26 protein-coding genes and 1 tRNA gene are annotated in these 21,759 nt (G+C 34.0%); 10 read left to right on the forward strand and 17 right to left on the reverse strand.

What is annotated here, in order from left to right; genetic code table 11:
• Positions 1-28: 28 nt before the first annotated feature.
• A complete protein-coding gene (locus GFS03_RS06510) occupies positions 29-1,099 on the forward strand; it encodes a VWA domain-containing protein (RefSeq protein WP_153423058.1) in 1,071 nt (356 codons plus the stop codon).
• On the forward strand, positions 1,096-2,031 hold the full coding sequence (gene trm10, locus GFS03_RS06515) for a tRNA (adenine(9)-N1)-methyltransferase Trm10 (protein ID WP_153423059.1): 936 nt from the start codon (positions 1,096-1,098) through the stop codon (positions 2,029-2,031). The genes GFS03_RS06510 and trm10 overlap by 4 nt, the downstream gene beginning before the upstream one ends.
• A gap of 22 nt (positions 2,032-2,053) precedes the next feature.
• On the opposite strand, the gene GFS03_RS06520 is transcribed toward trm10, so the two are convergent.
• Entirely contained in the window at positions 2,054-2,371 is a 318-nt protein-coding gene (locus GFS03_RS06520; protein ID WP_153423060.1) for a hypothetical protein, read from the reverse strand.
• A 38-nt stretch (positions 2,372-2,409) separates the two neighbouring features.
• Here GFS03_RS06520 and GFS03_RS06525 point away from each other — a divergent pair, with 38 nt between their 5' ends.
• Positions 2,410-3,147: a CoA-transferase subunit beta gene (locus GFS03_RS06525; RefSeq protein ID WP_153423061.1), complete on the forward strand. Its 738-nt coding sequence runs from the start codon at positions 2,410-2,412 to the stop codon at positions 3,145-3,147.
• On the opposite strand, the gene GFS03_RS06530 is transcribed toward GFS03_RS06525, so the two are convergent.
• The gene (locus GFS03_RS06530; RefSeq protein WP_153423062.1) at positions 3,122-3,883 is read right to left on the reverse strand and encodes a CoA transferase subunit A; all 762 of its coding nucleotides are present in this window, start codon (positions 3,881-3,883) and stop codon (positions 3,122-3,124) included. The genes GFS03_RS06525 and GFS03_RS06530 overlap by 26 nt on opposite strands.
• A gap of 137 nt (positions 3,884-4,020) precedes the next feature.
• Between GFS03_RS06530 and GFS03_RS06535 the strand changes: the two genes are divergently transcribed.
• The gene (locus GFS03_RS06535; protein ID WP_153423063.1) at positions 4,021-4,482 is read left to right on the forward strand and encodes a MarR family winged helix-turn-helix transcriptional regulator; all 462 of its coding nucleotides are present in this window, start codon (positions 4,021-4,023) and stop codon (positions 4,480-4,482) included.
• Here the strand turns inward: GFS03_RS06535 and GFS03_RS06540 are convergent, their stop codons facing one another.
• Genes GFS03_RS06540 through GFS03_RS06550 form a run of 3 tightly spaced genes read right to left on the reverse strand, consistent with a single transcriptional unit; the run spans position 4,483 to position 8,857 of the window.
• Positions 4,483-5,679 carry an ABC transporter permease gene (locus tag GFS03_RS06540; protein ID WP_153423064.1) on the reverse strand — a complete coding sequence of 399 codons (1,197 nt, stop codon included), beginning with the start codon at positions 5,677-5,679 and terminating at the stop codon, positions 4,483-4,485.
• Complete coding sequence (locus GFS03_RS06545) at positions 5,676-8,183, reverse strand: COG1361 S-layer family protein (RefSeq protein ID WP_153423065.1); 2,508 nt, start codon at positions 8,181-8,183, stop codon at positions 5,676-5,678. The genes GFS03_RS06540 and GFS03_RS06545 overlap by 4 nt, the downstream gene beginning before the upstream one ends.
• On the reverse strand, positions 8,180-8,857 hold the full coding sequence (locus GFS03_RS06550; RefSeq protein ID WP_153423066.1) for an ABC transporter ATP-binding protein: 678 nt from the start codon (positions 8,855-8,857) through the stop codon (positions 8,180-8,182). The genes GFS03_RS06545 and GFS03_RS06550 overlap by 4 nt, the downstream gene beginning before the upstream one ends.
• A 70-nt stretch (positions 8,858-8,927) precedes the next feature.
• On the opposite strand from GFS03_RS06550, the gene GFS03_RS06555 reads away from it, so the two are divergent.
• Positions 8,928-10,265: a class II fumarate hydratase gene (locus tag GFS03_RS06555; RefSeq protein ID WP_153423067.1), complete on the forward strand. Its 1,338-nt coding sequence runs from the start codon at positions 8,928-8,930 to the stop codon at positions 10,263-10,265.
• Positions 10,266-10,309: 44 nt separating this feature from the next.
• Here GFS03_RS06555 and GFS03_RS06560 read toward each other — a convergent pair whose 3' ends face one another.
• Genes GFS03_RS06560 through GFS03_RS06570 form a run of 3 tightly spaced genes read right to left on the reverse strand, consistent with a single transcriptional unit; the run spans position 10,310 to position 11,983 of the window.
• Positions 10,310-10,867, reverse strand: a complete 558-nt coding sequence (locus tag GFS03_RS06560) for a hypothetical protein (protein WP_181443803.1) — start codon at positions 10,865-10,867, stop codon at positions 10,310-10,312.
• A 52-nt stretch (positions 10,868-10,919) separates the two neighbouring features.
• The gene (locus GFS03_RS06565) at positions 10,920-11,294 is read right to left on the reverse strand and encodes a cyclic nucleotide-binding/CBS domain-containing protein (protein WP_153423069.1); all 375 of its coding nucleotides are present in this window, start codon (positions 11,292-11,294) and stop codon (positions 10,920-10,922) included.
• An 11-nt stretch (positions 11,295-11,305) separates the two neighbouring features.
• Positions 11,306-11,983: a DsbA family oxidoreductase gene (locus tag GFS03_RS06570; protein WP_153423070.1), complete on the reverse strand. Its 678-nt coding sequence runs from the start codon at positions 11,981-11,983 to the stop codon at positions 11,306-11,308.
• 665 nt (positions 11,984-12,648) lie between these two features.
• On the opposite strand from GFS03_RS06570, the gene GFS03_RS06575 reads away from it, so the two are divergent.
• Entirely contained in the window at positions 12,649-13,170 is a 522-nt protein-coding gene (locus GFS03_RS06575; protein WP_153423071.1) for a type 1 glutamine amidotransferase domain-containing protein, read from the forward strand.
• Between the two features lie 4 nt (positions 13,171-13,174).
• Here GFS03_RS06575 and GFS03_RS06580 read toward each other — a convergent pair whose 3' ends face one another.
• The 3 genes from GFS03_RS06580 to purE are packed head-to-tail and all read right to left on the reverse strand — an operon-like array spanning position 13,175 to position 15,076.
• Entirely contained in the window at positions 13,175-13,534 is a 360-nt protein-coding gene (locus tag GFS03_RS06580) for a winged helix-turn-helix domain-containing protein (RefSeq protein WP_153423072.1), read from the reverse strand.
• Complete coding sequence (locus GFS03_RS06585; protein WP_153423073.1) at positions 13,531-14,628, reverse strand: 5-(carboxyamino)imidazole ribonucleotide synthase; 1,098 nt, start codon at positions 14,626-14,628, stop codon at positions 13,531-13,533. The genes GFS03_RS06580 and GFS03_RS06585 overlap by 4 nt, the downstream gene beginning before the upstream one ends.
• On the reverse strand, positions 14,600-15,076 hold the full coding sequence (gene purE, locus GFS03_RS06590) for a 5-(carboxyamino)imidazole ribonucleotide mutase (RefSeq protein WP_153423074.1): 477 nt from the start codon (positions 15,074-15,076) through the stop codon (positions 14,600-14,602). Before purE ends, GFS03_RS06585 begins: the two co-directional genes overlap by 29 nt.
• A 34-nt stretch (positions 15,077-15,110) precedes the next feature.
• Here purE and GFS03_RS06595 point away from each other — a divergent pair, with 34 nt between their 5' ends.
• The gene (locus GFS03_RS06595; protein WP_153423075.1) at positions 15,111-16,025 is read left to right on the forward strand and encodes an FAD-binding oxidoreductase; all 915 of its coding nucleotides are present in this window, start codon (positions 15,111-15,113) and stop codon (positions 16,023-16,025) included.
• Here GFS03_RS06595 and GFS03_RS06600 read toward each other — a convergent pair whose 3' ends face one another.
• Positions 16,026-16,304 carry a helix-turn-helix domain-containing protein gene (locus tag GFS03_RS06600; RefSeq protein ID WP_153423076.1) on the reverse strand — a complete coding sequence of 93 codons (279 nt, stop codon included), beginning with the start codon at positions 16,302-16,304 and terminating at the stop codon, positions 16,026-16,028.
• A 5-nt stretch (positions 16,305-16,309) separates the two neighbouring features.
• Positions 16,310-17,335: a hypothetical protein gene (locus GFS03_RS06605; RefSeq protein ID WP_153423077.1), complete on the reverse strand. Its 1,026-nt coding sequence runs from the start codon at positions 17,333-17,335 to the stop codon at positions 16,310-16,312.
• A 113-nt stretch (positions 17,336-17,448) separates the two neighbouring features.
• Here GFS03_RS06605 and GFS03_RS06610 point away from each other — a divergent pair, with 113 nt between their 5' ends.
• From GFS03_RS06610 to GFS03_RS06620, 3 genes are all read left to right on the forward strand, one after another.
• Complete coding sequence (locus tag GFS03_RS06610) at positions 17,449-17,895, forward strand: glycine cleavage system protein H (protein ID WP_153423078.1); 447 nt, start codon at positions 17,449-17,451, stop codon at positions 17,893-17,895.
• 1 nt (position 17,896) lies between these two features.
• Positions 17,897-18,997, forward strand: a complete 1,101-nt coding sequence (locus GFS03_RS06615) for a lipoate--protein ligase (protein WP_153423079.1) — start codon at positions 17,897-17,899, stop codon at positions 18,995-18,997.
• A gap of 122 nt (positions 18,998-19,119) precedes the next feature.
• Entirely contained in the window at positions 19,120-19,761 is a 642-nt protein-coding gene (locus GFS03_RS06620) for a hypothetical protein (RefSeq protein ID WP_153423080.1), read from the forward strand.
• Here GFS03_RS06620 and GFS03_RS06625 read toward each other — a convergent pair.
• The 4 genes from GFS03_RS06625 to GFS03_RS06640 form a co-directional block, all read right to left on the reverse strand.
• Complete coding sequence (locus tag GFS03_RS06625) at positions 19,751-20,083, reverse strand: hypothetical protein (RefSeq protein ID WP_153423081.1); 333 nt, start codon at positions 20,081-20,083, stop codon at positions 19,751-19,753. The genes GFS03_RS06620 and GFS03_RS06625 overlap by 11 nt on opposite strands.
• A gap of 39 nt (positions 20,084-20,122) precedes the next feature.
• Complete coding sequence (locus GFS03_RS06630; RefSeq protein ID WP_153423082.1) at positions 20,123-20,539, reverse strand: OsmC family protein; 417 nt, start codon at positions 20,537-20,539, stop codon at positions 20,123-20,125.
• Positions 20,536-20,985: a hypothetical protein gene (locus tag GFS03_RS06635; protein ID WP_153423083.1), complete on the reverse strand. Its 450-nt coding sequence runs from the start codon at positions 20,983-20,985 to the stop codon at positions 20,536-20,538. Before GFS03_RS06635 ends, GFS03_RS06630 begins: the two co-directional genes overlap by 4 nt.
• A gap of 650 nt (positions 20,986-21,635) precedes the next feature.
• Positions 21,636-21,709 (reverse strand) — tRNA-Ala (locus GFS03_RS06640).
• Positions 21,710-21,759 lie beyond the last annotated feature (50 nt).

Here is a 21,759-nt window from a genome sequence, read left to right on the forward strand (position 1 = left end):
TAAAAATTTCTACTATAATATCATAGATATGACTATTGCTCTTAACTTAAAACAATCACATACTTACGCTTATAGTGATAGGCCAACTGAAGTAGGCTTTGTACTCTATATAACTCCTCAGCAAAGTACAGTAATGAGTAGCATACACTATATCATAATGATAGATAATAGCCCGTCAATGCGTGGTGAAAAACTCAATACTGCAGTACAATCAGCCCAAAAGCTTTTATATAATTTAGACTATGGTAATTACGTAACACTAATTCTCTTCTCTAACCACCCGGAAATTAAATATCAAGGACCAGCTAAAGGAATAATAACTTTCGATATAGGCAAAGGATATACCACTAGGCTTTATGAAGCCGTGAATTTCGCCCTTAATCTAGCTAAACAATCACAGGTACCTACTAAAATCATCATGTTAACTGACGGAAAACCAACTGATAAGAAGAACGTTAAGGACTATGAAAAACTTGATATCTCACCGAACACTCAAATAATTACTATTGGAATAGGCAGGGATTATAATGAGCGAATTCTAAAGAAATTGGCAGATAAATCATCAGGAAAATTTTATCATATAAAAGATATATCTGAATTACCGACTGTTTTTGAGAGCCAAAGAACCACATCAATATATGCACATAATTTGGATTTGAGGGTTCCTCAAGGCTTTATGCCATTTAACTATGATCTTCCCATAAGAATACCGATAGTAGAGAAGCTAATTGCAATTTACGGAAGTTTTATCATACCCGCTGGGAAGGAACCATACACCATTACGTTCGCTGCAGAATATGTTGACCCTATAGATAATCAAAAAAAGACGGTAACAAAAAGCGTTATTTTACAAAGAGGTAATCCGCAAGCTGTAGAAAGTCATATAGATAGAGACGTTATACTGGAGATAAAATACTATAGATTACTGAGAGAGTACTTAGAAGCTTTAGAGACTGGAAAAGATACAACTAAAGTGCTCAACGAGTTAAAGAGAGTTGCTGAAGAAACAAGGAGACCAGAATTAATTGAGGAGACTAAAAAGTTGAGTAATGATAGTAAGAGTGATTTATCAGAAATAACTAGAAAGATGCGACAATGATCTTAGGTAAAGCTTTAGCAAAATATCTCACAAACACTCTTGGCATTGAGACATTAAAAATCACTACTCTAAAAAAATTTTTCAAAACAGGATATCTACAATCAATTGCGATAAATATGTTTCTTTATGACGATTATGGAATATCTAAAAAACGTGATTATGGCAAGATTATATCTATTGAAGAGAAAATAAAGATTCTAAAAGGGAAAGGAATGGAAATTACAGATTACGTTTTTTTGAAAAATGGGGAGATAAAGGTACCCAGTAATATAGTACCGGAAAGTCCCCAATTCATAATAGATTTAGGGAATATGGATTTCTTACTAGACGAGGAGAAAACAAGTCTAGAACAGCAAATACGGGTTTCGATAAAAACCATCAGAGAATATTTGTTTGATTATAATCTGAAGTTAGCTCATACTCCTGCTTCTTTCAAATTGGAAGGGAGAAATAAAATAGAGATTCTCAATTATATTCCCAAAGATAATACCATTGTGCTAAATCCTTATGGTGAGATTACTGCAACTGAGGAGATGATAAGGAATACAAAGTTTTTCATAATTGGCGGGATAGTAGATAGGGGAAGAAGACTTAAGAACGCAACTTATGAATTGTCAAGAAAATATGGATATGATGAGTTACCGCAAGTCAAAATCTCTTTAAGGGGTTCAACAGTAGGAGTCCCAGACAGAATAAATTCAATAATAGAGATACTATTAAAAGTCATAACAGGATATAACTTGGAAGAAGCTATTATATCAACGCAATCAAATGCTGACAAAGTAAGTAGATTAATTAGGGAATTAAATATGTTAGAAAAATTTGATTATAACACAATAATCAACTTGAAAAATTGGCTAAAAATTAACGACAAATTATTGAAATTAGCATTGAAGAAAAGTAAATTTAAGGCTTGTCTCTCCCATGTGTAAAAGCTTCACCGGATTTTTTATATCAATCAAACTCTTCTTGAATCTTCTTCCTCCCTTCAACAAACTTTCTAGGGAATGGAATTTCCTTAACCTCTTCTATCTTAATACCACTACTTCGTAGTTCCTCTACTGCTTTTTTTAGATCTTCCTCATGAGTAGCGTACTTTACCGCTTCCTTCACTTTGTTAATGGAAGGATCGTTGGTCCTAAATCTTTCCGCACTAACGCTAACCCAATTATTATTATTTTTATAAACGAAAACAACATCTTGTAAATACCCTTGAATAACATGCTCTACACCAGCTATGTAATAATCCCCTATTTTGTAAACCTTTACCATCAATATCTTTAATAGCACGTAAAAACTTAAAATTATTTATGAAAAGTTACAATGTAGATTATGTCATAAAGGCTATTTCGACATTATTAGATGATGGTGAATTAGTGTATATTGGGTTAAATTCGATCCCATCGCTAATTGCATCTTTCATGGCCAGAGATCTTTACGGAAAAAAGATAAGAATAATAGGAGTAGCAGAAGCCTCAAATCCATCAAAAGTTACATTATCTCCATCTACTGGAAATCCATTCTTTGTGGAGGCTGCCCCAGTTATGATTACAGCTGACGCGTTTGACTTAGCACAGAAAGGTAAACTAGATGTTATGTTCCTAGGCCCAGCCCAAATTGACGAGGAAACCAATGTAAATTTAACTATAATTGGAAATGATTACTATAATCCCAAAGTTAAACTACCCGGGGGAGCAGCTACAGCATTCATACTGCCTCTAACTAAAAAGGCAATATTATGGAACCTTAAACACTCTAAGAGATCTCTTGTCAAAAAAGTGGACTTCGTAACTGGAACAGCAAAGTTTTCAAATAATAAAGTATTTGTAGTTACTAATTTGGGGGTTTTAAGATATAATAGAGAAGACAGAAAATGGTACTTAGATTCAATCTATCCATTTAGCTCATATGAGAAAGTAGTAGAAAATACTGAGTTCGAGATAAAGAGAAGAGATAATGAAAGATTAATAGACTTGACTGATGAGGATCTAAGATTTATCAATAATATGGATCCATATAATCTTAGAAGTGCTCTAGAAACTCTATGATTTTTTCATAATCTGCATCATAAAGTGGGAACATACTAGTAGGCTCTGCCCCTTTTGGTGCATGAACTACAGCGGTAACATGTTCTCCATTAATAGTTGGTCTCCTACCATAAAAGTAAGATCTAGGGACTATCTCTTCAGCGGTTATTATCACTTTTTTGGATGCTTTAGCTTTGTACTCATCTTCATACAGTGGACCTAGGATTTCCGCATTCCCCTCTTCATCAGCCTTATTTACATGTATAATAGCAACATCTGGGTTAATGGCTTTTACAAGTACGATTTTCTCTCCATTGAATGGGTCCTCAACAACTTTCCATGTGCCCTCTCTCTCATGAATTTTAATCAGATCAGACCCTATTATTCCCCTGACCGGCATAAACGGTACACCGAAGCTTCCAGCTCTTATCCCAGCAATAAAAGCACCACAAGTATCTTCCAATATTTCAACCTCTCTTTCTTCGATCATTTTCCTAAAATGCTTTGGAATACTTGAGAACCACTCCAAAGTAGACATGGCTATTCTCAATTTTCTTACCAATCCATATTTTAATAGGACCTCAAGACCAAAGCCAGGCTCTCTATCGATGAAATAAAGATTCTTAACTCCCCTCTTCACTAAAGCGTATATAAACGCCATAGGATTTCTATGTATACTTATACCACTTATTGTCACAGAATCTCCATTATTCACTAGTTCTACTGCATCTTCTAAACTCAAAAGTTTATTTTCCATATTTATAATTCTATAAAAAAGATATATATAAATGTCTTCTCCACTCAAAACTAGGATAAGACTCTCTTTTTAGTGATGAGTAAAGTAAAAATATACTATAAATATTCTTTCCAGATAGGATTTTGCGAGTTTTTGTAATGAGGAAAAACTTTATTGTTTATAAAGTTAGATATCTAACTATGATATTAGCTACAAAATATTCCGAAGTTTGGGATCTAATAACTGGACTAACAAGAAAGATAAATAAGGAGACTGATAAGGCTCTTGAGCAAATTGGACTATCATACTTTGAGTTCAAAGTAATGTGCGCGTTAGAAGAAGAAGGAAAAGTTCCAATGAGCAGAATAGCTGAGAAATACATGCTTACAAAGGCAGGGCTAACCAGCATCATTGATAGGCTTGAAGAAAAAGAACTTGTTAGAAGGGTAAGAAGTGAAAGTGATAGAAGAGTAATTTACGTTGAGCTAACCGAAAAGGGAAGTGAAAAGCTAATGGAAAGTAGGAAGATATTCTTAAGCGTGTTATCTTCTTTTCTAGGCAAATTGTCAGACGATGAAATAAGGGAAATAGAGAGACTCTTTAGTAAGCTTTTTTCCTAACTACTCGTATCTCAAAGCCTTATTTGGATCTAGCTTAGATGCATTATAAGCTGGTCCTAGTGCTGCAATGACGCTTAAAATTGTAGAAAATATCAACACTAATAACATAAAGGTAGGAGAGTAGATGGGTGATACTGAAAGACCTTTTAGAAAACTAAAGCCTAGTCCGAAATGCTCTTGTGTTAATATTAATGCCACTACTGAACCTAAAGCAAGTCCTATTATACTACCTATGAATCCCATTACACTAGCCTCAACTAAGAACATTGTGAGTATATCAAACTTTGTAAATCCTAATGCTCTTAATATCCCTATCTCCTTAGTTCTTTCTACGACTGTTGTAAACATTGTTGTGGTTACTCCCATGAACGAGACAATGAAAGATGTAGCACCTGCAGATACTAGCAACCCATTAAGAGATTGTAAAGTATTATCTATTAGCTGTATAAATTCCTCAGCCACTACAATATCTAAGGAATTTCCAAACTTTTGTTTTATTTCATTTGCAACTTCATTAACTTCGCCCAAAGAGTTCACTATTATTATAGCTCCACTATAAGAACTTGAAATTGATTGACCAAAAGACAAAGGTACTATTATTGACTTATCTATATCGACTCCGAGAAAGCTTCCATATTCATTTAAAATTCCGGTTACTAGGAATGTCTTACTGAAATTATTCCCGTTATAGAATATAATTGTTTGTATCACTTGATTTGGCCTTATTGGACTATATCCACCTTGCGGATTTCCCAATTGATAGCCTATCGACGCTTCATAATCAACCTCTGCAGCTGGAAAATAACCAGACGATAAGCTTATTGCCGGAGCTGCTACCTTAAGTTGGTTTATGTTAACTGCAAATACTGTTGCCCCTTCATACCCATTAGGTGTTCTAATTAACGCTGGAAATGAGTAGAACGGGATAACCATCTTGACTCCAGAAATGGCCTCTAATTGGAGTATGAGATATTGTGATAATGGCAATCCCCTTCCGGTAGGGGTTACTATAATATCATATGGTGAGAGAAAATTCGATATTTGTGAAATTATTGTATGCGAATAACCTAATACCATAGAATTTATTGAGATTATTGTAGCTGGTCCAACAACTATCCCAAGAATAGTAAGTATTGCCCTAACCTTTCTTTCTTTTAGTGAATTCAAAGCATAAGATATAAAATCCAGAATTTTCATTTTCTTAACCCCCTAAGACTCAAATAGATTATAATAACCAGCAGAGTTATTATCACCGCTATCAATAATACTGTAGTCACTGGTATTTTATCTTGAGAATTAGTTGACGTTGGATAAGATACGACATAAGATAATACATAATATGTCATATTAGGTTGATATAGTTCATTTTCGTAATTTGCAGTAATGTTGAACTTATATAAACCCGGGGGCAAGGTTAAGGTAAAAGAGAACGGTGTTGGACTATTTGGAGGTACGTTTCCAATGTAAATTGAGGAATAGTTATTAACAGATATTGTTACATATTGTGCGTTCTGAGAGCCGGTATTTATTAATAGTCCGTTAATTACCACTGTATTGTTTACGATCTGTGCTGAAACTTGAGTTATCTCCATTTTAACAAACCCTGTACTGAGCAAGTTTAATTGATATTGATAGGTCTGTGGAGATCCTTGACCCAACACATAGTTGAGAGTAACTACAATAGGTATCGACATAGTTTGCGGGATTTGTGGTATAACATACAATGGAACAGTGTAAATAAAGTGAGAAGGAAGATATGGAATGTAAAGCTGATTTTGTGAGAGGTAAATTTCTTGTGAGGGATAATTTAAGTCAAGCCTTATGTTATATATCGTAAAGTTGGCCAAGTTTTGAATCGTTAAGATCTCAGTATTGTTCGTATTATAATAAACTGTGGTTTTTAGAAAGGATATAAGTATTGGTGACTGAGACGAACTTACTAGAACTGGAATTGTAAACGTCCTCACTATTTCATTGGTAAAATAGGTATAAGTCAATTTAATTACCAGTGGGTACACAGCTGGTGGCAATCCTTGCGGAGCGTAGAGTGTATAGTAGAATGTTACTGATGAGTTAGGCTTTATGAAAGGAATTGTATTGTTAACAGATGTGATTATCTCTAAGCCTTGTGTGATGGGTATTAGATTTACGTTATAAACATATTCTACTCCAAGATTTACAACTCTGATTGGTACTAATGCATATTCTCCATCACCTATTACTGTTTGATTAGCCTCAATTATCACTGGAGCAGGAGGTAAAACATAGATACTATTTATTCCATCCACACTTTTATCTTGATTGTAAGAAATCTTGTAAGTGAAATTAAGTAGACCTACTGAGGTATTTGGAGTTATTTCCACCGGGATGGATATTGGTATAGAAGAGTACTGAGGTATTCCAGGTAAGAAAATGAACGGTTGTAAAGGAAATATGCCATTAGGAAATGTGTATGTAATGTTGACAGCAGTTATAGGTATTGGTAATGGATTATAAATGACCAGTGTTAAGGGAATTGTTCCAATTCCGGGGAATGGTGTTATTGTAGTATTCCAAATTGCCTCAACTATCCTAGGGGTTTCGTTATAGTAGATATTTGCATATGTTAGGTAAGCTATTGTTAATTTTTGATCGAGTGCAGTGTAATTAACCTCTATTGGAATAGGGTATATTGAAGGAATCACTCCTTGAGGTATGTAAATCTTGAAAGCGTATATTATCCTTTGTCCCGGTGAAAGAAAGCTAGGCGTAAAGTTTGAGGATATTGGTAGGAAGTTTGAGGGCAATTCTGGTCTTACACTAATTATAAAGCTACTAACGTTAGTTGAAATTGTTACTATGAGTGTAGTTATATTATCTGGAGTTGACTGGATGGGATCAGAATAAATATTGATCTTAGCTTGGGGATATATTGTTATATTTACACTTCTGTTTAAATATTGTTTATAGAAATATTCTAGAAAATTCGTAAATGAAAAAGAATAATTAAGAGTATACACTCCAGGTTTAACAAGGTTACTCACGTTTACTATCGAAGATACAAATATTGGTTCTCCAGCAGGTAAGGCTGGAATTGTAACTGTTAACTCTCTACTACCAGTTTGGGAAAATATTCCCTTGGGCAGGAATACGTTTAAGGTGACGTTTAACATAGGTTCAGTTGTGGGATTAAAAACGCTAAATGTAAGAGGTAATAAGCCCTCTCCTACTTGAGCGAATATCAATTGTTGCGTAGTTCCCCAAAATACTTGAGCTAAAACCGGAAAGGTTACGTTATAAATGGGTATAGTTATTTCTTGAATTATTTGACTTTCAGCACCATTAACTGCGTTTTGATATACGACTACTAATGGTACATCATAAGTACCCGGCTCAGCGTTATCATTTACATTGAGGAAGAACGTTATTTGCGAAGTTGTTAAAGACGTTGAGGTCACAGAACCGTAAGCTATGCTACTTCCCCCTTCAGATGTTATTGGCGTTCCAGATAAAATTAAATATGCGTAAACAATCTGATACCCTATAGGCTGTGAGACTAAAACATAAAATGGCGTATCGTTATAACCCGGATGTGCTCTTATTGGATTTTGTGGCGTTCCCCATCCCCAGCTAGATATGACGACAGTACTTTGTGAGTTTACAGGAATTATAGGGAGAATCAATGAAAGCAATAAAAAGATAACTATCAACTTCTCTATCATCTTTCTTCACCAACTATCTTTCCATCTCTGATGTAGATCTTTCTTCTTGTATAACTTGCAACTTCTCTATCATGTGTTGCTACTACTATTGTACTTTTAAACTCCTCATTAATCTTTTTGAATATATTCATTACAATTTTCGCATTATTACTATCTAAATTTCCAGTAGGTTCGTCAGCTAATATTATCTTTGGATTTTGGGCTAGTGCACGAGCTATGGCTACTCTTTGCTGTTGTCCTCCAGAAAGTTCTGATGGTTTTTTACTAATTAATCCATCTAATCCCACTAGTTTTAGAGAATTTATTGCTATTTCCTCCCTTTTCTTTTTTGGTATTCCTCTGGCTACTAGTGGTAATTCAACGTTTTGTAATACACTAAGTCTTTGAATTAGATTAAAGTTTTGAAACACAAAACCTATATACTCATTTCTGATTTTGGAGATCTCGTTATCACTTAGCTTAGTTACATCCTTCTCATAGACATATACCTTTCCTTGTGATGGTCTATCTAAAATTCCCAAGATCGATAAGAGAGTTGATTTTCCACTGCCAGAAGGGCCCAATATTGAAATAAACTCTCCTTCATCAATACTCAGATTTATATCTCTAAGCACAACAGTCTTGACATTCCCCTCATAAATCTTGGTAACGTTTTCAAGTCTTATTACGGACATATACATTGGGTATTACGTAAACTGGGTTAAAGATTTTTTCAAAGGCAATTGCCTATAAAGATTTAATACAATGGATTATGTTCCTATATTTATGAAGTATACCGATACCGCGCCAAGGCTTTTTATGAATACTGGAACCAAATTTCCTAGAAGAATAATTTGGTCTATGGGAATTTTAAAGAAAGCTTGCGCTAAAGTAAATGCAGACCTTGGATTATTAGATAAAAAAATTGCAGATGCAATAATAAAGGCATCTGAAGATTTAATTGATGGAAAATTAGATGATAAAATAGTACTTGATGTCTTTCAAACAGGATCTGGGACTGGACTTAATATGAACGTAAATGAGGTTATAGCAGAAGTTGCTTCTAGTTACTCTAACCTTAAAGTGCATCCAAATGATCATGTGAATTTTGGCCAATCGTCAAATGATACTGTACCTACAGCAATTAGAATCGCCGCAGTAGCTGAGGTCACGAATAGATTACTTCCTGCATTACAACAAATAATATCTTCTTTGAATAAGAAGGCAGAAGAGTATAAGGATGTTGTAAAAGCAGGTAGAACTCATTTAAGAGATGCCTTGCCGGTAACTTTAGGTCAAGAACTTTCAGCTTATGCTGACGCTTTCCAACACGAAAGTGAGCAAGTTATGAATATTTTAGAATATGTGAAGGAATTGCCAATTGGAGGTACTGCGACGGGTACTGGATTAAATACTCACCCAGAATTTCAGGAAAGAGTTATAAATGAAATAAATAGAATTACTGGTTTAGGGTTTAAACCTGCCAATAGGTTTAGGGCAATGAGGTTACTTACAGACCTCTTACTACTAAGTGGAGCGCTAAGGAATATTGCAGTAAACTTGTACAGATTAGGACAAGATATAAGATTAATGTTTTCCGGTCCTTTAACCGGTCTTAATGAAATCGACTTACCTACACAAGAAGAGATAGCTGGTAGCTCAATAATGCCTGGTAAAACTAATCCAGTCACAGTTGAGGCTGCTTTGCTAGTTTCAGCCCAAGTTGTTGGATTAGATCACGCAAACCAATTCGCTTCGATGTTAGGAGAGTTTGAGTTATCAATGGGCATTCCCCTAGTTGGTTATAATATTGTAACTCAAGTTAATTTAGTCTCAGAGGCCTTAGAGAAGATGTCAAAGTTAGTAATTGATGGAATGGTAGCAAATGTGGAGAAAATGAAGAGATATGCTGAATCCTCTCCCTCACTTATAACTATAGTATCCCCAGTAATAGGTTATGATAAAGCTGCTGAAATAGGAAAGAAATTAAATAAGGGAATGTCTATACGTGAAGCCTTAAGGGAATTAGGATATAGTGAGAATGAAATAAATAAAATATTAGATTTAAGCAAACTAGTTAGGCCTGGATTCACAGTAAAATGACCTGGAAAATAGAGAATTAAACACCTAGAACATGAAAGATTAAGTTATCTTTTTTTAACTCCTTCAATTATCCAAAATCCTTCCTTCTCTTTAACCATAACTACTCTAAATTTACTAGAAAACTTTCTTAAACCTTCTAACGGATCAATTCCACCAAATAATTTATCACGTAAAATCATGTATACCTTTGAGCCACTTTTAACTACTCTATTTACTTCTCTAATTATATCTAGATCTAGAACCTCAAAAATTATAGCAGAACTGAACGATGAGTCTCTAAAAGGGAATGGGTATGTGAAAATTACATCCTTAAAAGATATGCCAGAACAATTGACAGTACCAACACAGATCCCCTCTTGTCTATTTAGAGGTAACTGAAATGGAATTTCACTGGCCAGCCTACTTTTATCTACAAGAAAATCCACATAGTTTTTCAGAAATAAAATTTCACCTTGTAAAAAATCCTTCCCAATTAAAACGTTAAGTTTAGGTATATCTGACAGCTTTCCGTAAGCTAAACTTATAATCTCCTTAGATCCATCAACGACCTCTAACTTAATTGCATTACTGAGGTTAGTAATATCACCATTACTACCTATCAGATAGCCTACTTTCACATTATAAGCATATATGAATACTAATTAATATTTTTAGCTAGCTATAAACCTTGTGAATATCAGTTATCGAGAACATTCCTATAATATTTCCATTCTTGTTCTTAACTGGCAGATGCCTAATCTTATTTGATGCCATTATTTTTAACGCCTCAAAGACATCGATATCTTCATCAACAATTATTAGGTTCCCCATAGTAGCTGCTAATCTAACCTCATCGCTGGAGCTTAAACCTATAGCGATTGCCTTAATTGCGTCTCTATCAGTAAATATTCCCTTGGGGACTCCTTGTTCTGTCACTACTACTGACCCTACCCCCCTTTCTAGCATTAACTTACATACTTCTTGAAGAGAAGTATTTGCTTCAACTTGGAAAACTGGTGATGACATGAAATCTTTAATTCGTTTAAGCATGTATAAAAATTTTAAGTAGCTTCCCAATAAGCTTTTAGTTTCACTTTTTTTGGTTCTCCTCCATTAGATAACAGATCCTCTATTACCGATTCAAGATAAGTCTCCTCTTGAACTCCCCTAATAAGCCAATAGTCATTAACCAATAGTGCTGGAACTCCCCTAATTCCCATGGCGTGAGCTTCAGCTTCATCCTCATAGACTGACATCCTAGCCTTTTTAGACTTAAAATCTTCCTTAAATCTCTCAATATCCAAGCCTATCTTCTCAGCAATCTCAATCAAGACATTATCATCATTAACGTTCTCACCTTCCAAGAAGAACTTCTCTTGAGCCTTATCAAAGTAATCCCAATATCCATTATCACCCTTTTGGTATTCGGCAGCCTTACATGCCATTAAAGGAGGAAGAGACCAAACCCACGTTATTTTACCTTTACCTATTACTTTTTCCGGATCATAGTCCGGAAAATACCTTTTTATGATAGAAAATTCTTGTTTAAACAATTCTCTAGCCTCCTCTTCCGTTGGAGCAGCAGCTTTTAGATCATCGAGTGATGAGATTATCATAAAGGCCTTGTGCTTTACTACTATTTCGTCATTGAATTTCCTTACGACACTTCTTAACCTCCGAGATGTTACAAAACAAAAGGGACACAACACGTCATGGAAAAACGTTATTTTTACAACCATTATGTTACACCCTTTTCCAGAACTAGCTTACTCAAAGAAAGTTATTAAAACTTTTGAATGATTCACTTGCTAATATTTAGCTATAATATTATTTGTATTTAATATTTTTCTAAAATAAATAAATAATAACAAAATAGAATTAAGTTTTCCAAAATGAGTAAGCTTATATATAAAAAGTTATAACCGATATCTCGGTAAGACATGACCAATCATAAGTTACTAATGGTGAAGATTTATATAGTTTATATTTTAAGCTCAATTATGTCTGATAAAAGAACAAAAGTTATTGCATAATAAAATAATAAACTGCTAAGAAAAGAACTAACCCTCTTAGACATGTCATTTTTAAGGGTTTAGGCGTTCTATAGAGAGTTCCCGTGACTTTAATGAAGCCCAAGGGCTGAGAATTGGATACATGAAAATTCAATGAAGCCCAAACCCCTAATATAATTCCCATGGGAAACCATAAATAGTACTTGCAATTACTGGTCTAATATTCTATTACACTGTAATATATAGTGGATTTAGAGCTGATGAGATAGAAGAGATAAGCAGAGATCAGTTAAGAGAGAAATGACTATTTGATTTTAAAAAGGACTTTTATTTTTTTATTAAATTGTCTATACGTAGAAAAACTTTTTATCTATAGGCTAGATATCTAAATTATGGAATCGAAAAAGGTCTTATTCATAGTTGGGGAAGAGTTTGAAGATATTGAGCTATTATATCCCTATTATAGGGTAATTGAGGAGGGTTTTAAACCAGTAATAGCGTGGAAAGAGGCTAATTCGAAAGTTACCGGAAAGCACGGATATACTGTAATTTCTGACCTCTCGTTCAAGGACGTTAGACCAGAGGATTATGCAGCATTAGTTATACCAGGCGGTAGAGGACCAGAACACATAAGAACTTTAGAGGAAGTCAAAAATCTTACTAGAAAATTCTTTGAGTTAAAAAAACCAGTTGCGGCAATATGCCACGGGCCTCAAGTCTTAATTTCAGCTAATCTGGTAAAAGGAAGAAAACTAACCTCAGTTACGTCAATAAAAGATGATGTAATCGCTGCAGGTGGAGTCTATATTGACAGTGACGTCGTAGTTGATGAAAATTTGATATCCTCCAGAGTACCTAGTGATTTACCAGCCTTTGCTTCTACTCTAATCAAGGCACTAAAGAGCCTAAAATAAATTACTATTGACTTTTTTTCTCTTCCTCATTTAATAGCTCATTTATCTTTTTATTGTATTTTTCAAGGATTTCTGATATCTCCTTTTGTGCCTCTTCATAGATACTTAACAGCTTATCTAACTTTTCATTAACTCTAGAACCTCCCGCATTTTTTCCTCCTTTTCTCATTTCTACGGAGTCACTCAATATTTCATTAATTTTTTTGACGTACTCCCAAGCAAACTTATATGAGACACCAACTAATTTGGAAGCACTGGAAAGAGAACCAGTACTTTCAATTGCTCTTAATAATTTCACTCCACCTTTCCCTATAAGGGGTTTTCCCTCTTCTGTCTCAATCCAGATTTTAAATTTGAACCTCATAAATCTAACCCATTAGGATAAATTAGTTGCATAATTTTATCAATTTTTTGCTTAACTTCCTCAAGATTATTCCCTACGACGTTTATATGACCCAATTTTCTCCTCTTTCTCACTTCGCTTTTAGAGTACCAGTAAATCTTGCCATATTTTAATACTTCGATTGGTATTTTATCTGTACCTAAAATATTAACCATTCCGCTAGGAGATAAAATAGTGGTTGGGCCTAATTCCATGTCAACTATAGCCCTTAGGTGCTGTTCAAATTGAGAGATAAGAGCACCATCTAGAGTGTAATGACCCGAGTTATGAACTCTAGGAGCAAACTCGTTAATAAAAACCTTACCGTTGGTTACAAAAACCTCAACACCCATAGTTCCTACATAATCCAATTCCTCACTCAACCTCTTAGCTACATTAATAATCTCTTGATTAAAATAAGGCCCATAATTGTAAACTAGGATACCCTTTTCGTTGTAATTGTATGTGGGAGGATAGCTGACAAAATTCCCTTTTTTATCTCTAGCTATAATAACTGAAGCCTCAAAGTCAAAATTAACGTATTCCTCAACGATCATCTTTTCCTTCTTTTCTCTTAAGAATTGATATTTTTCAGCGTCATTAAATATAAAATATTGGCCTTTCCCATCATATCCACCTCTAGACTCCTTAATAACTCCTATGTTGTTAAACTCTTCCCTAAGTATTCTTAATGCGTCTTCACCATCCTCTGCTATAAAAAATCTAGGAGTAGGCAAGTTGTGCTCTCTGTAAAATAGTTTCTCTTTATAACGTTCTCTCTTTAACTCAACAGAATTGAGTCTAGGTAACAACTTTCCACTCTCTTGAGCATATTTCAGTGCTTCTTCATATACATGTTCGAATTCAAATGTAACTACGTCTGAGGAATCAACAAATTCTTTGTACTCCTGAGGAGAGAAGCACCTATCTGCAATCCTGCAAGCTGGAGCATTCTTATCGTTTTCTAATACGTAAAAGGTGAATGGGAATTTCCTTCCCTCTAGTATCATCATCCAACCTAATTGTCCTCCTCCCAATATTCCAATTTTAGGCTTCCAATCTAGTATTGAGAACATCATTGGTCATATCTTCTGAGAATTTTTTAATTTTATCTGCTAAACTCTTGTATTTTATTCCTAAAATTCTTATTGCCAATAGTGCAGCGTTTTTAGCACCACCTATTGCGACTGTAGCTACTGGTACTCCATAGGGCATTTGTACTATTGAAAGAAGTGAGTCAAGACCATTTAGATTCTTTGAGGGAATAGGAACACCTATAACTGGAAGACTTGTAAGTGAAGCAACCATGCCGGGTAAATGAGCAGCCCCACCTGCCCCAGCAATAATAACTTCTATTCCCCTCTTTTCTGCTTCTTTAGCATATTGCATCATAAATTCTGGGGTTCTATGAGCTGAAACTACCCTAGCTTCATATTCTACACCAAATTGTTTCAAAATCTCTACAGCTTCTTTCATATACTCCCAATCATTTTTACTTCCCATAATTACAGCTACTTTTGGCACACTTGGTAAGTGGGTTTTATGGTTAAATATCTTTTTGATAAAGATAATACTTGTGTTAGAAGTAAACCCAGCTGATGAGAATGAGGTATTTCAGATAATCAGTGAATCTAAAAAGGATAATAAGAAAGTTGGAATAAGGGGATTTGGGAGTCACACTAAAAGGGAAATCAAACCAGATATAATGATAGTTACAACTCAAAGACTCAATAATTTTGAAGTAAGCGAAAACAAGGTAATAGCTGATAGTGGTGCTGATGTTAAAAAAATAAGAGAAGAGGCATCGCAAAAAAACTTACTACTCCCAGCAATTTATGATGGAAGTATAGGTGGCCTATTGGCGCTTAATGAAATATCAAGTTTATCCACAGCATATGGTACACCTTGGAATTTCACGGAATGGGTAGATTTCATAACTACCTTTGGCAAAATTAGATGGAGAATTGTAATTGGTTCACAAGGTTTATTTGGAGTAATAACAAAGGCTAGTCTAAGACTATATGAGAAACCAAATAGGGTGTTTATATACGAAAAAGGGATAACTGATAAGAGGGAATTTAAACATGAATTAAGAAAGTTAATAGAACTGAAGCCAATTTCACTCCTAGTAGAATATGAAGGAGATAGCAAGACCTTTGAAGTACATGCATCATATATAAGTCAACATGACTTAGAGGGTTACTCTAAAGATGAGGGAATTCCTATGATATCAGAGGTATCTGATAAAAATAGTTATATAGTTGAGATAGGCGATTTTGTGGAGGACTTCATATCTGTTGCGGAAAGAGTCTCACCTTATTATATGTATGGAATATATGGGGTTAATTTACTCAAAGTTTACGTTACTGATGATTCATTACTAAAAGATTTCAAATATTATCCTAGAAATAAACCTAATCCGGTCTTTTATAAGCTTAAACGAATATTAGATTTCTATAACATTTTCGCATGATTAACAGTCGAATTTACTACATAACACATTCTCCATTTCGTTTATTAGATCTCTTAAATACACGAAGTTTTTATATAACATTTCAAGTCCATATTCAGTAATTTCAACTATAACATCATCTCCAACATATGCCTTCTCTTGAATATAACCTTTCTTCTCCAATTTTCTTATAGTTTTGACCAGATTCCTTCTTGGTATGCTTACGTATTCTTGTATTTCTTTAACGCTTAATTCACCTTCTGACAACAAAGTGAGAATTGCTAACTCTCTAACATTCATTGCAATCAATCCTTGATAAATAATATTATCAGGCCTAATAAAAAAGCTATAAGGCAACTACTTAATAATAAAATGCTTATATTTGGCATGAGATAATCTATTAGATATCCAAAAATCCACCCTAGACCTTGCATTATATTGATCAGTGCAAAGTCATATACGGTTTTCCTAGATGAGAAGTATTCTAAGGTCAACGGTACAATTGACTCCCAACAACCAAAAAAGATTGCAATAGTTGGGGATATAAAATACAAGGATGTTAAAGAGAATAGAAAGAGAGATAGTGAGAGAAAATATTTCTTTTTAGATATGAGTTTTGATGCTAGATAACTTAATACCATACCAAGAATCTCTGCTGAAGTCGCTATGATCCCAACAATCTCCTTAGTTAGATGAAAATAGTCATAGACTACCAAATAAATATATGGAAATTCCATTGCTATGGGTAAGATCAAGATTGCTGGAAGGAAAGACCTAATACCAATTTTAAAGTTCAATGAAATTCGGTTCAACGGATTATATGAAAGATTTACCATAGGTAGGAAAGACGTAGCAAGAACTATCCCACCTATCATAAAAAGCCATCTTAAACCTAGATATTGAGCTATAAGCCCGCCTACTGAAGGCATTACTATTGAAGGTAAAATCGATAATGACCATATTCTAGTTATAGTACCTTCACCAATTTCTGACATTAGAGAATAGTAGGAGGGAAGTGACAAAAATATGAAGTAATTAAGGCACATAAATATTATAACCTCTAAAATATTTCTGGAAAAAGGAAGCATTATCATACCTATCCCTCCTACTAGCATTCCAATAATTATTGGAAGAATTCTATTAACCTTGCTTATTTTAGCACCTATTAATGGAAGGGGCAAAGATACTGCTTGGAATACTACAAACAATAGGCTTAATTTGGATTCTTCCACGAAACGAGAAAGGTAAATAGATATAAACGGATAGTACATATAATACGCCGCACTCCATATTATCCAGCTTCCTAGCAATGATCTTTCCTTAGTATTCATATCATAGATTTAACTATCTAAAAAATAAGATTTCGTTATTCTCATTTTTCTGATAACTGCTTTCTAAAGCAAACTTTTTTAGTTAATTAGACATATTATATTACTGATCTAATATGGTAGTTGAATCGAATTGCGAAATACCAGAAAATCTTTACTACTTTATAGAAGGTAAGAACACAGTTTGGGCTAGATTGGAGGGTTCAGATACAATCGTTGTAGGGATAACTGATCTCGCACAAACAATGGCAGGAAAAATAGTTAAGGTAAGAATAAAGAAAAAAGGCACTAAGGTGGAGAAAGGGAGGCCAGTAGCCACTATGGAAAGTGGAAAGTGGGCTGGACCAGTTCCAGCACCAGTATCTGGAGAAGTAGTTGAGGTTAATGCGGAAGCAGAGAAAAGTCCAATAATTATAAATCAAGACCCTTATGGAAAAGGATGGTTAGTAAAGATGAAGATGGCCAATCCAGAGGAGTTGAAACAACTAATTAGTGGACAAGCTGCTATACAAAAATTAAAGGAGTTAATAGCTTCGGAAAAGTTAACATGCAAGAGGCTGTAAAATGAGCTGGAGATTTGTATCTCTCCCTCCTCAAGATGGATATCACATGGTAACTTCATTTGTATCCGTAGCAGAATATGTGAATAGAGGAGGGAAAAATACATTATTGGTTTTTTCAGTTAAGGAGCCCTTTGTAAATGTAGGAGTACATCAAGAAGTATGGTTAGAAGTTGATTTAGAATTTACCAAAAAGATGAAAATTCCAGTCGTTAGACGTGATTTAGGAGGAGGGACAGTAGTAATAACGCAAGGTGAGCATGACTATTTTATTGTTGTTAGGCAAGAAGATTCGCCTAGAAATCCCACTGAATTATATAAGAAATTCCTTACACCCGTAGTAAACGTGCTACGTTCATATGGATTAAACGCTGATTTAAGAGATCAAGATATAGTAGTCAATGGAAAGAAAATAAGTGGAAATGGAGCAATGACACATGGTAATTCAATCGTAATAGCTGGCAATATTTTGTTAAGCCTAGATGTTGATCTAATTAGTAAGTGCATAAAGGTTCCTACAGAAAAGTTTAGGGACAAAATGGCTAAGGATATGTCAGAATGGTTAACATCATTAGAAAAGGAATTAGGATATATTCCGCCTAGAGAGGAAATTAACAGAAAGCTTAAGGAATCCTTTGAAAAGGAATTAGGCATTAAATTCGAGGATGCAACCTTAACACCAGAGGAAATAGAGTTATGGGAGAAATTAGCAAGTGAAAAGGCTAAAGAAGAATGGATATTTTACAAGGACAATAGACACCCTGATATTCACACAGAAAGATGCGTTAAAATCTCGTCAGCAGTAGCTCTTTGCCACCTCGACTATAAAGCTAGAAAACTGTTAAGAATTACGATTAAAATAGTGAATAGGAAAATTGATGAAATATCAATTTCTGGCGACTTTTTCGTCATGTCGCCAAATGGATTTATAGAATATTTGGAAGATAAACTAAAGGGAGTATCTGCTAATTTCGAAGAGATAAGGAAAATAATTCTTGACACATTTAACGAGAAGAAACCAGTGATATTTGGCTTTAATGAAAATGATTTAATAAACGCACTAACAGAAATTATGAGAAAACCAGAAATACAAGAGGTTATTTAAATTTTCCAACTTATTTTCTTATCATATAAAATCACTTAAAATTGAATAGTAATATTTAATAGATATATAGTAGCGTAAAAGTAAAGAAAGATTTTTTACTCATAAAAAAATATGATACATATATGAAAGAGATAGATTTGACAGTAGAAAAAGATCCCAACATTAGGAAGTTTATAGTAATGCAGAATATACAATCTGACGAAAATGAGATTATATTTAAAGTAGATAAAGATGGAAAAACTACATTGGAAGATATATGCAATGAATTAGAATATGAGTGTGAAGAGTATGAGAAGAATGGAGTATTTTCTGTAAAAATAAAGAAAAGTACTGAAGTTAAAGGATCCGTGAGTGACACTATTGATTTTCTTGCACCTTTACCGCCTAAGAATATTAATGAAAAAATTATAAATCCAGCAATTTTAACATTGTTTATACCGCAAATCAAAGCAGTTTCTAACATAAGAGAGGGCGTGTATTTATTGAGAATTAAATGGGTCATAAGTTGGGATACTCCTTTAACTGTGTATAATGTAAAGTTAGATGATGCTAGGTACATAACTAGGTATTACGCTTCACAGAAAACTCCACTATTTAACGTATCATTTGGATTTGATTTTTACACAACGTCAGAAGGTACTGGAAGTAGGATAAAGATGAAAGAGTGGTATAAGGGACCTTTTAAACAGTTAGCTAAAGGCGAAATAGAAAAACACTTAAAGAAAGCAAAGGAACTACTGCCAGAATTTCTAATTAAAATTTAGCTAGCTGTCTCAGACTATTTATCTTCTCTACTAATTCCTCTATATCCTTTAACTCATTTGCAATCTTCTGATCTCGCTTAATTGTATCAATTATACCTACTAATTCCTCCCAGTAAACTCCCATATATACTTCTGGATTATACTTATGCATAGTAATTATCTCAGTTATAATCTGTAACCTATTAATTACACCCATGTTCTTTAATTCCAGCTTATACTTTACCATTAAATCGTTAATTGAATCTAAAAGCATCTGAATATAGCCTACTATTTCTCTTCTCTCCCTCTCTCCGATCCCTAATATACTTTTTTCTGTCGCCATCTGTATCCCCTTATAAAATATAATTAAAAATTAAAAAAGTTAACTTTTGATTTTCCAGTTAATATTTACTTTAACGCCCCTAGTTAACGTATCCCTCATTGGACATCGCTCTTCAGCTTCTTTTAATATTTCACTTATCCTAGTATCTTTAGAATCAATTATTAATTCATAATTAACCTCCAATAAACCTGGAGGAATATCTTTTGATCCTTGAAATCCTTTAGTATCCATTTTCCCCTCAATATATCCTTCAATTGAATTGATAGCAACATCTTTTTCTCTTGCTATATAGTACACAGTCAAAATAAGACAAGATATCGCAGAAGCAAGACAGAATTCCTCTGGAGTAGGATTATCAGATCCTAACAAACCTACTTTTATCTCAGTTCCGTTTAAGTCTACAATAACCTTATCCCTCTCTAGCTTGCCTTCTGCAGTAAACGTTATTATTGTCAATTTATTGCACCTATGTCTCTTAATATTGCAGTTTCTATTCCATACTTAATATATAATCTCGTCCTCTCTTCTTCATTAAATCTCTTGCCAAATTTCTCCTCAACCTTCTCTATTTGCCTAGTAATTACTGTGCTAATATTAGTCTCTATAATAGAGGACTTATTTACCTTAAACGTATAATAAATGTCCAATAACAACTCATACATATCTTCATCTAAGTTAAGTAAAAAATTTCCTACTGCAGGAATAAGTTGATTATTAATCTCAATCATCTTGGCCTTAAAATAAGGCCTCCATGTTAGCATATGTGATTTTACAAACTCCCATGAGGGAGGGAATCCCTTATACTCATCAGCATTAGGTACATTCACAACCTTATATTCCTCACCGTTAATGTCCATCACTGCCTCAACTTCCAGCTCTAAATTTCCTACCTTTTCTTTCATATTTAGTTTTCCTTTCATCCTAATAGAAAAATTTTTTTCTATCTCATTTATCAAATTAACATTGGTGATTACATGTCAAAAGCTGAAGATCCTTGCATACGTGAGTGCTTCTCACCAACTAGTCAATGGAAATTTGTGGATATCTCAGAATGTATCGCAAGATGCAAAACACTTAATGTAATTAAACCTTAGGTCAATTTTCTTAGATAAATTAAAAAGTAGTAAAATATAACTATATTTTGTCGCCTTTGGATTTTCCAGAACTCATCTAAAAAATTTCGGGATGAATGTGTCCTATAGTTTTATTATATTTTGAGATAATGCCATATCTTTTAGTTCATTATTTATAGAGAACGAACTTAGATATTTCCTTAACATCAGTTTATAATTGATTATGAAATATATATATATATGAAACTTATTGAAGCATGTCTATGCAATAAGTAGTTCATAGAGTTATTATGTACTTCATCAATTTGTCGTATATTACGATACTAATTTAAGGGATATTAATTGGAATCTCAATTCATTTATTCAGAAAAATCCTACGCTAAGAAAAGTCTCAAACTAGCTATTATATTTATCTCAACTTTTTATCAGTGCTACAATGGATCATCATAATTCAAGCCGCCCATCGGTCATCATAATAATGGACCGGCCGGGATTTGAACCCGGGACCTCTCGGGTGCGAACCGAGCACTCTTCCAGGCTGAGCTACCGGCCCACTGATTTAAAACTAAGATATAACAAGTTATTAAGCGTTTATACAATATA

This window comes from Sulfolobus sp. E5-1-F (assembly GCF_009601705.1).
Classification (GTDB): Archaea; Thermoproteota; Thermoprotei_A; order Sulfolobales; family Sulfolobaceae; genus Saccharolobus.

What these genes read in the sequence shown, in the direction of transcription:
- GFS03_RS06510 (WP_153423058.1), top strand. Translation starts at nt 29, where the DNA reads ATGACTATTGCTCTTAACTTAAAACAATCACATACTTACGCTTATAGT.
- trm10 (WP_153423059.1), top strand. Translation starts at nt 1,096, where the DNA reads ATGATCTTAGGTAAAGCTTTAGCAAAATATCTCACAAACACTCTTGGC.
- GFS03_RS06520 (WP_153423060.1), bottom strand. Translation starts at nt 2,371, where the DNA reads ATGGTAAAGGTTTACAAAATAGGGGATTATTACATAGCTGGTGTAGAG.
- GFS03_RS06525 (WP_153423061.1), top strand. Translation starts at nt 2,410, where the DNA reads ATGAAAAGTTACAATGTAGATTATGTCATAAAGGCTATTTCGACATTA.
- GFS03_RS06530 (WP_153423062.1), bottom strand. Translation starts at nt 3,883, where the DNA reads ATGGAAAATAAACTTTTGAGTTTAGAAGATGCAGTAGAACTAGTGAAT.
- GFS03_RS06535 (WP_153423063.1), top strand. Translation starts at nt 4,021, where the DNA reads ATGAGGAAAAACTTTATTGTTTATAAAGTTAGATATCTAACTATGATA.
- GFS03_RS06540 (WP_153423064.1), bottom strand. Translation starts at nt 5,679, where the DNA reads ATGAAAATTCTGGATTTTATATCTTATGCTTTGAATTCACTAAAAGAA.
- GFS03_RS06545 (WP_153423065.1), bottom strand. Translation starts at nt 8,183, where the DNA reads ATGATAGAGAAGTTGATAGTTATCTTTTTATTGCTTTCATTGATTCTC.
- GFS03_RS06550 (WP_153423066.1), bottom strand. Translation starts at nt 8,857, where the DNA reads ATGTCCGTAATAAGACTTGAAAACGTTACCAAGATTTATGAGGGGAAT.
- GFS03_RS06555 (WP_153423067.1), top strand. Translation starts at nt 8,928, where the DNA reads ATGGATTATGTTCCTATATTTATGAAGTATACCGATACCGCGCCAAGG.
- GFS03_RS06565 (WP_153423069.1), bottom strand. Translation starts at nt 11,294, where the DNA reads ATGCTTAAACGAATTAAAGATTTCATGTCATCACCAGTTTTCCAAGTT.
- GFS03_RS06570 (WP_153423070.1), bottom strand. Translation starts at nt 11,983, where the DNA reads ATGGTTGTAAAAATAACGTTTTTCCATGACGTGTTGTGTCCCTTTTGT.
- GFS03_RS06575 (WP_153423071.1), top strand. Translation starts at nt 12,649, where the DNA reads ATGGAATCGAAAAAGGTCTTATTCATAGTTGGGGAAGAGTTTGAAGAT.
- GFS03_RS06580 (WP_153423072.1), bottom strand. Translation starts at nt 13,534, where the DNA reads ATGAGGTTCAAATTTAAAATCTGGATTGAGACAGAAGAGGGAAAACCC.
- GFS03_RS06585 (WP_153423073.1), bottom strand. Translation starts at nt 14,628, where the DNA reads ATGTTCTCAATACTAGATTGGAAGCCTAAAATTGGAATATTGGGAGGA.
- GFS03_RS06600 (WP_153423076.1), bottom strand. Translation starts at nt 16,304, where the DNA reads ATGAATGTTAGAGAGTTAGCAATTCTCACTTTGTTGTCAGAAGGTGAA.
- GFS03_RS06605 (WP_153423077.1), bottom strand. Translation starts at nt 17,335, where the DNA reads ATGAATACTAAGGAAAGATCATTGCTAGGAAGCTGGATAATATGGAGT.
- GFS03_RS06610 (WP_153423078.1), top strand. Translation starts at nt 17,449, where the DNA reads ATGGTAGTTGAATCGAATTGCGAAATACCAGAAAATCTTTACTACTTT.
- GFS03_RS06615 (WP_153423079.1), top strand. Translation starts at nt 17,897, where the DNA reads ATGAGCTGGAGATTTGTATCTCTCCCTCCTCAAGATGGATATCACATG.
- GFS03_RS06620 (WP_153423080.1), top strand. Translation starts at nt 19,120, where the DNA reads ATGAAAGAGATAGATTTGACAGTAGAAAAAGATCCCAACATTAGGAAG.
- GFS03_RS06625 (WP_153423081.1), bottom strand. Translation starts at nt 20,083, where the DNA reads ATGGCGACAGAAAAAAGTATATTAGGGATCGGAGAGAGGGAGAGAAGA.
- GFS03_RS06635 (WP_153423083.1), bottom strand. Translation starts at nt 20,985, where the DNA reads ATGAAAGAAAAGGTAGGAAATTTAGAGCTGGAAGTTGAGGCAGTGATG.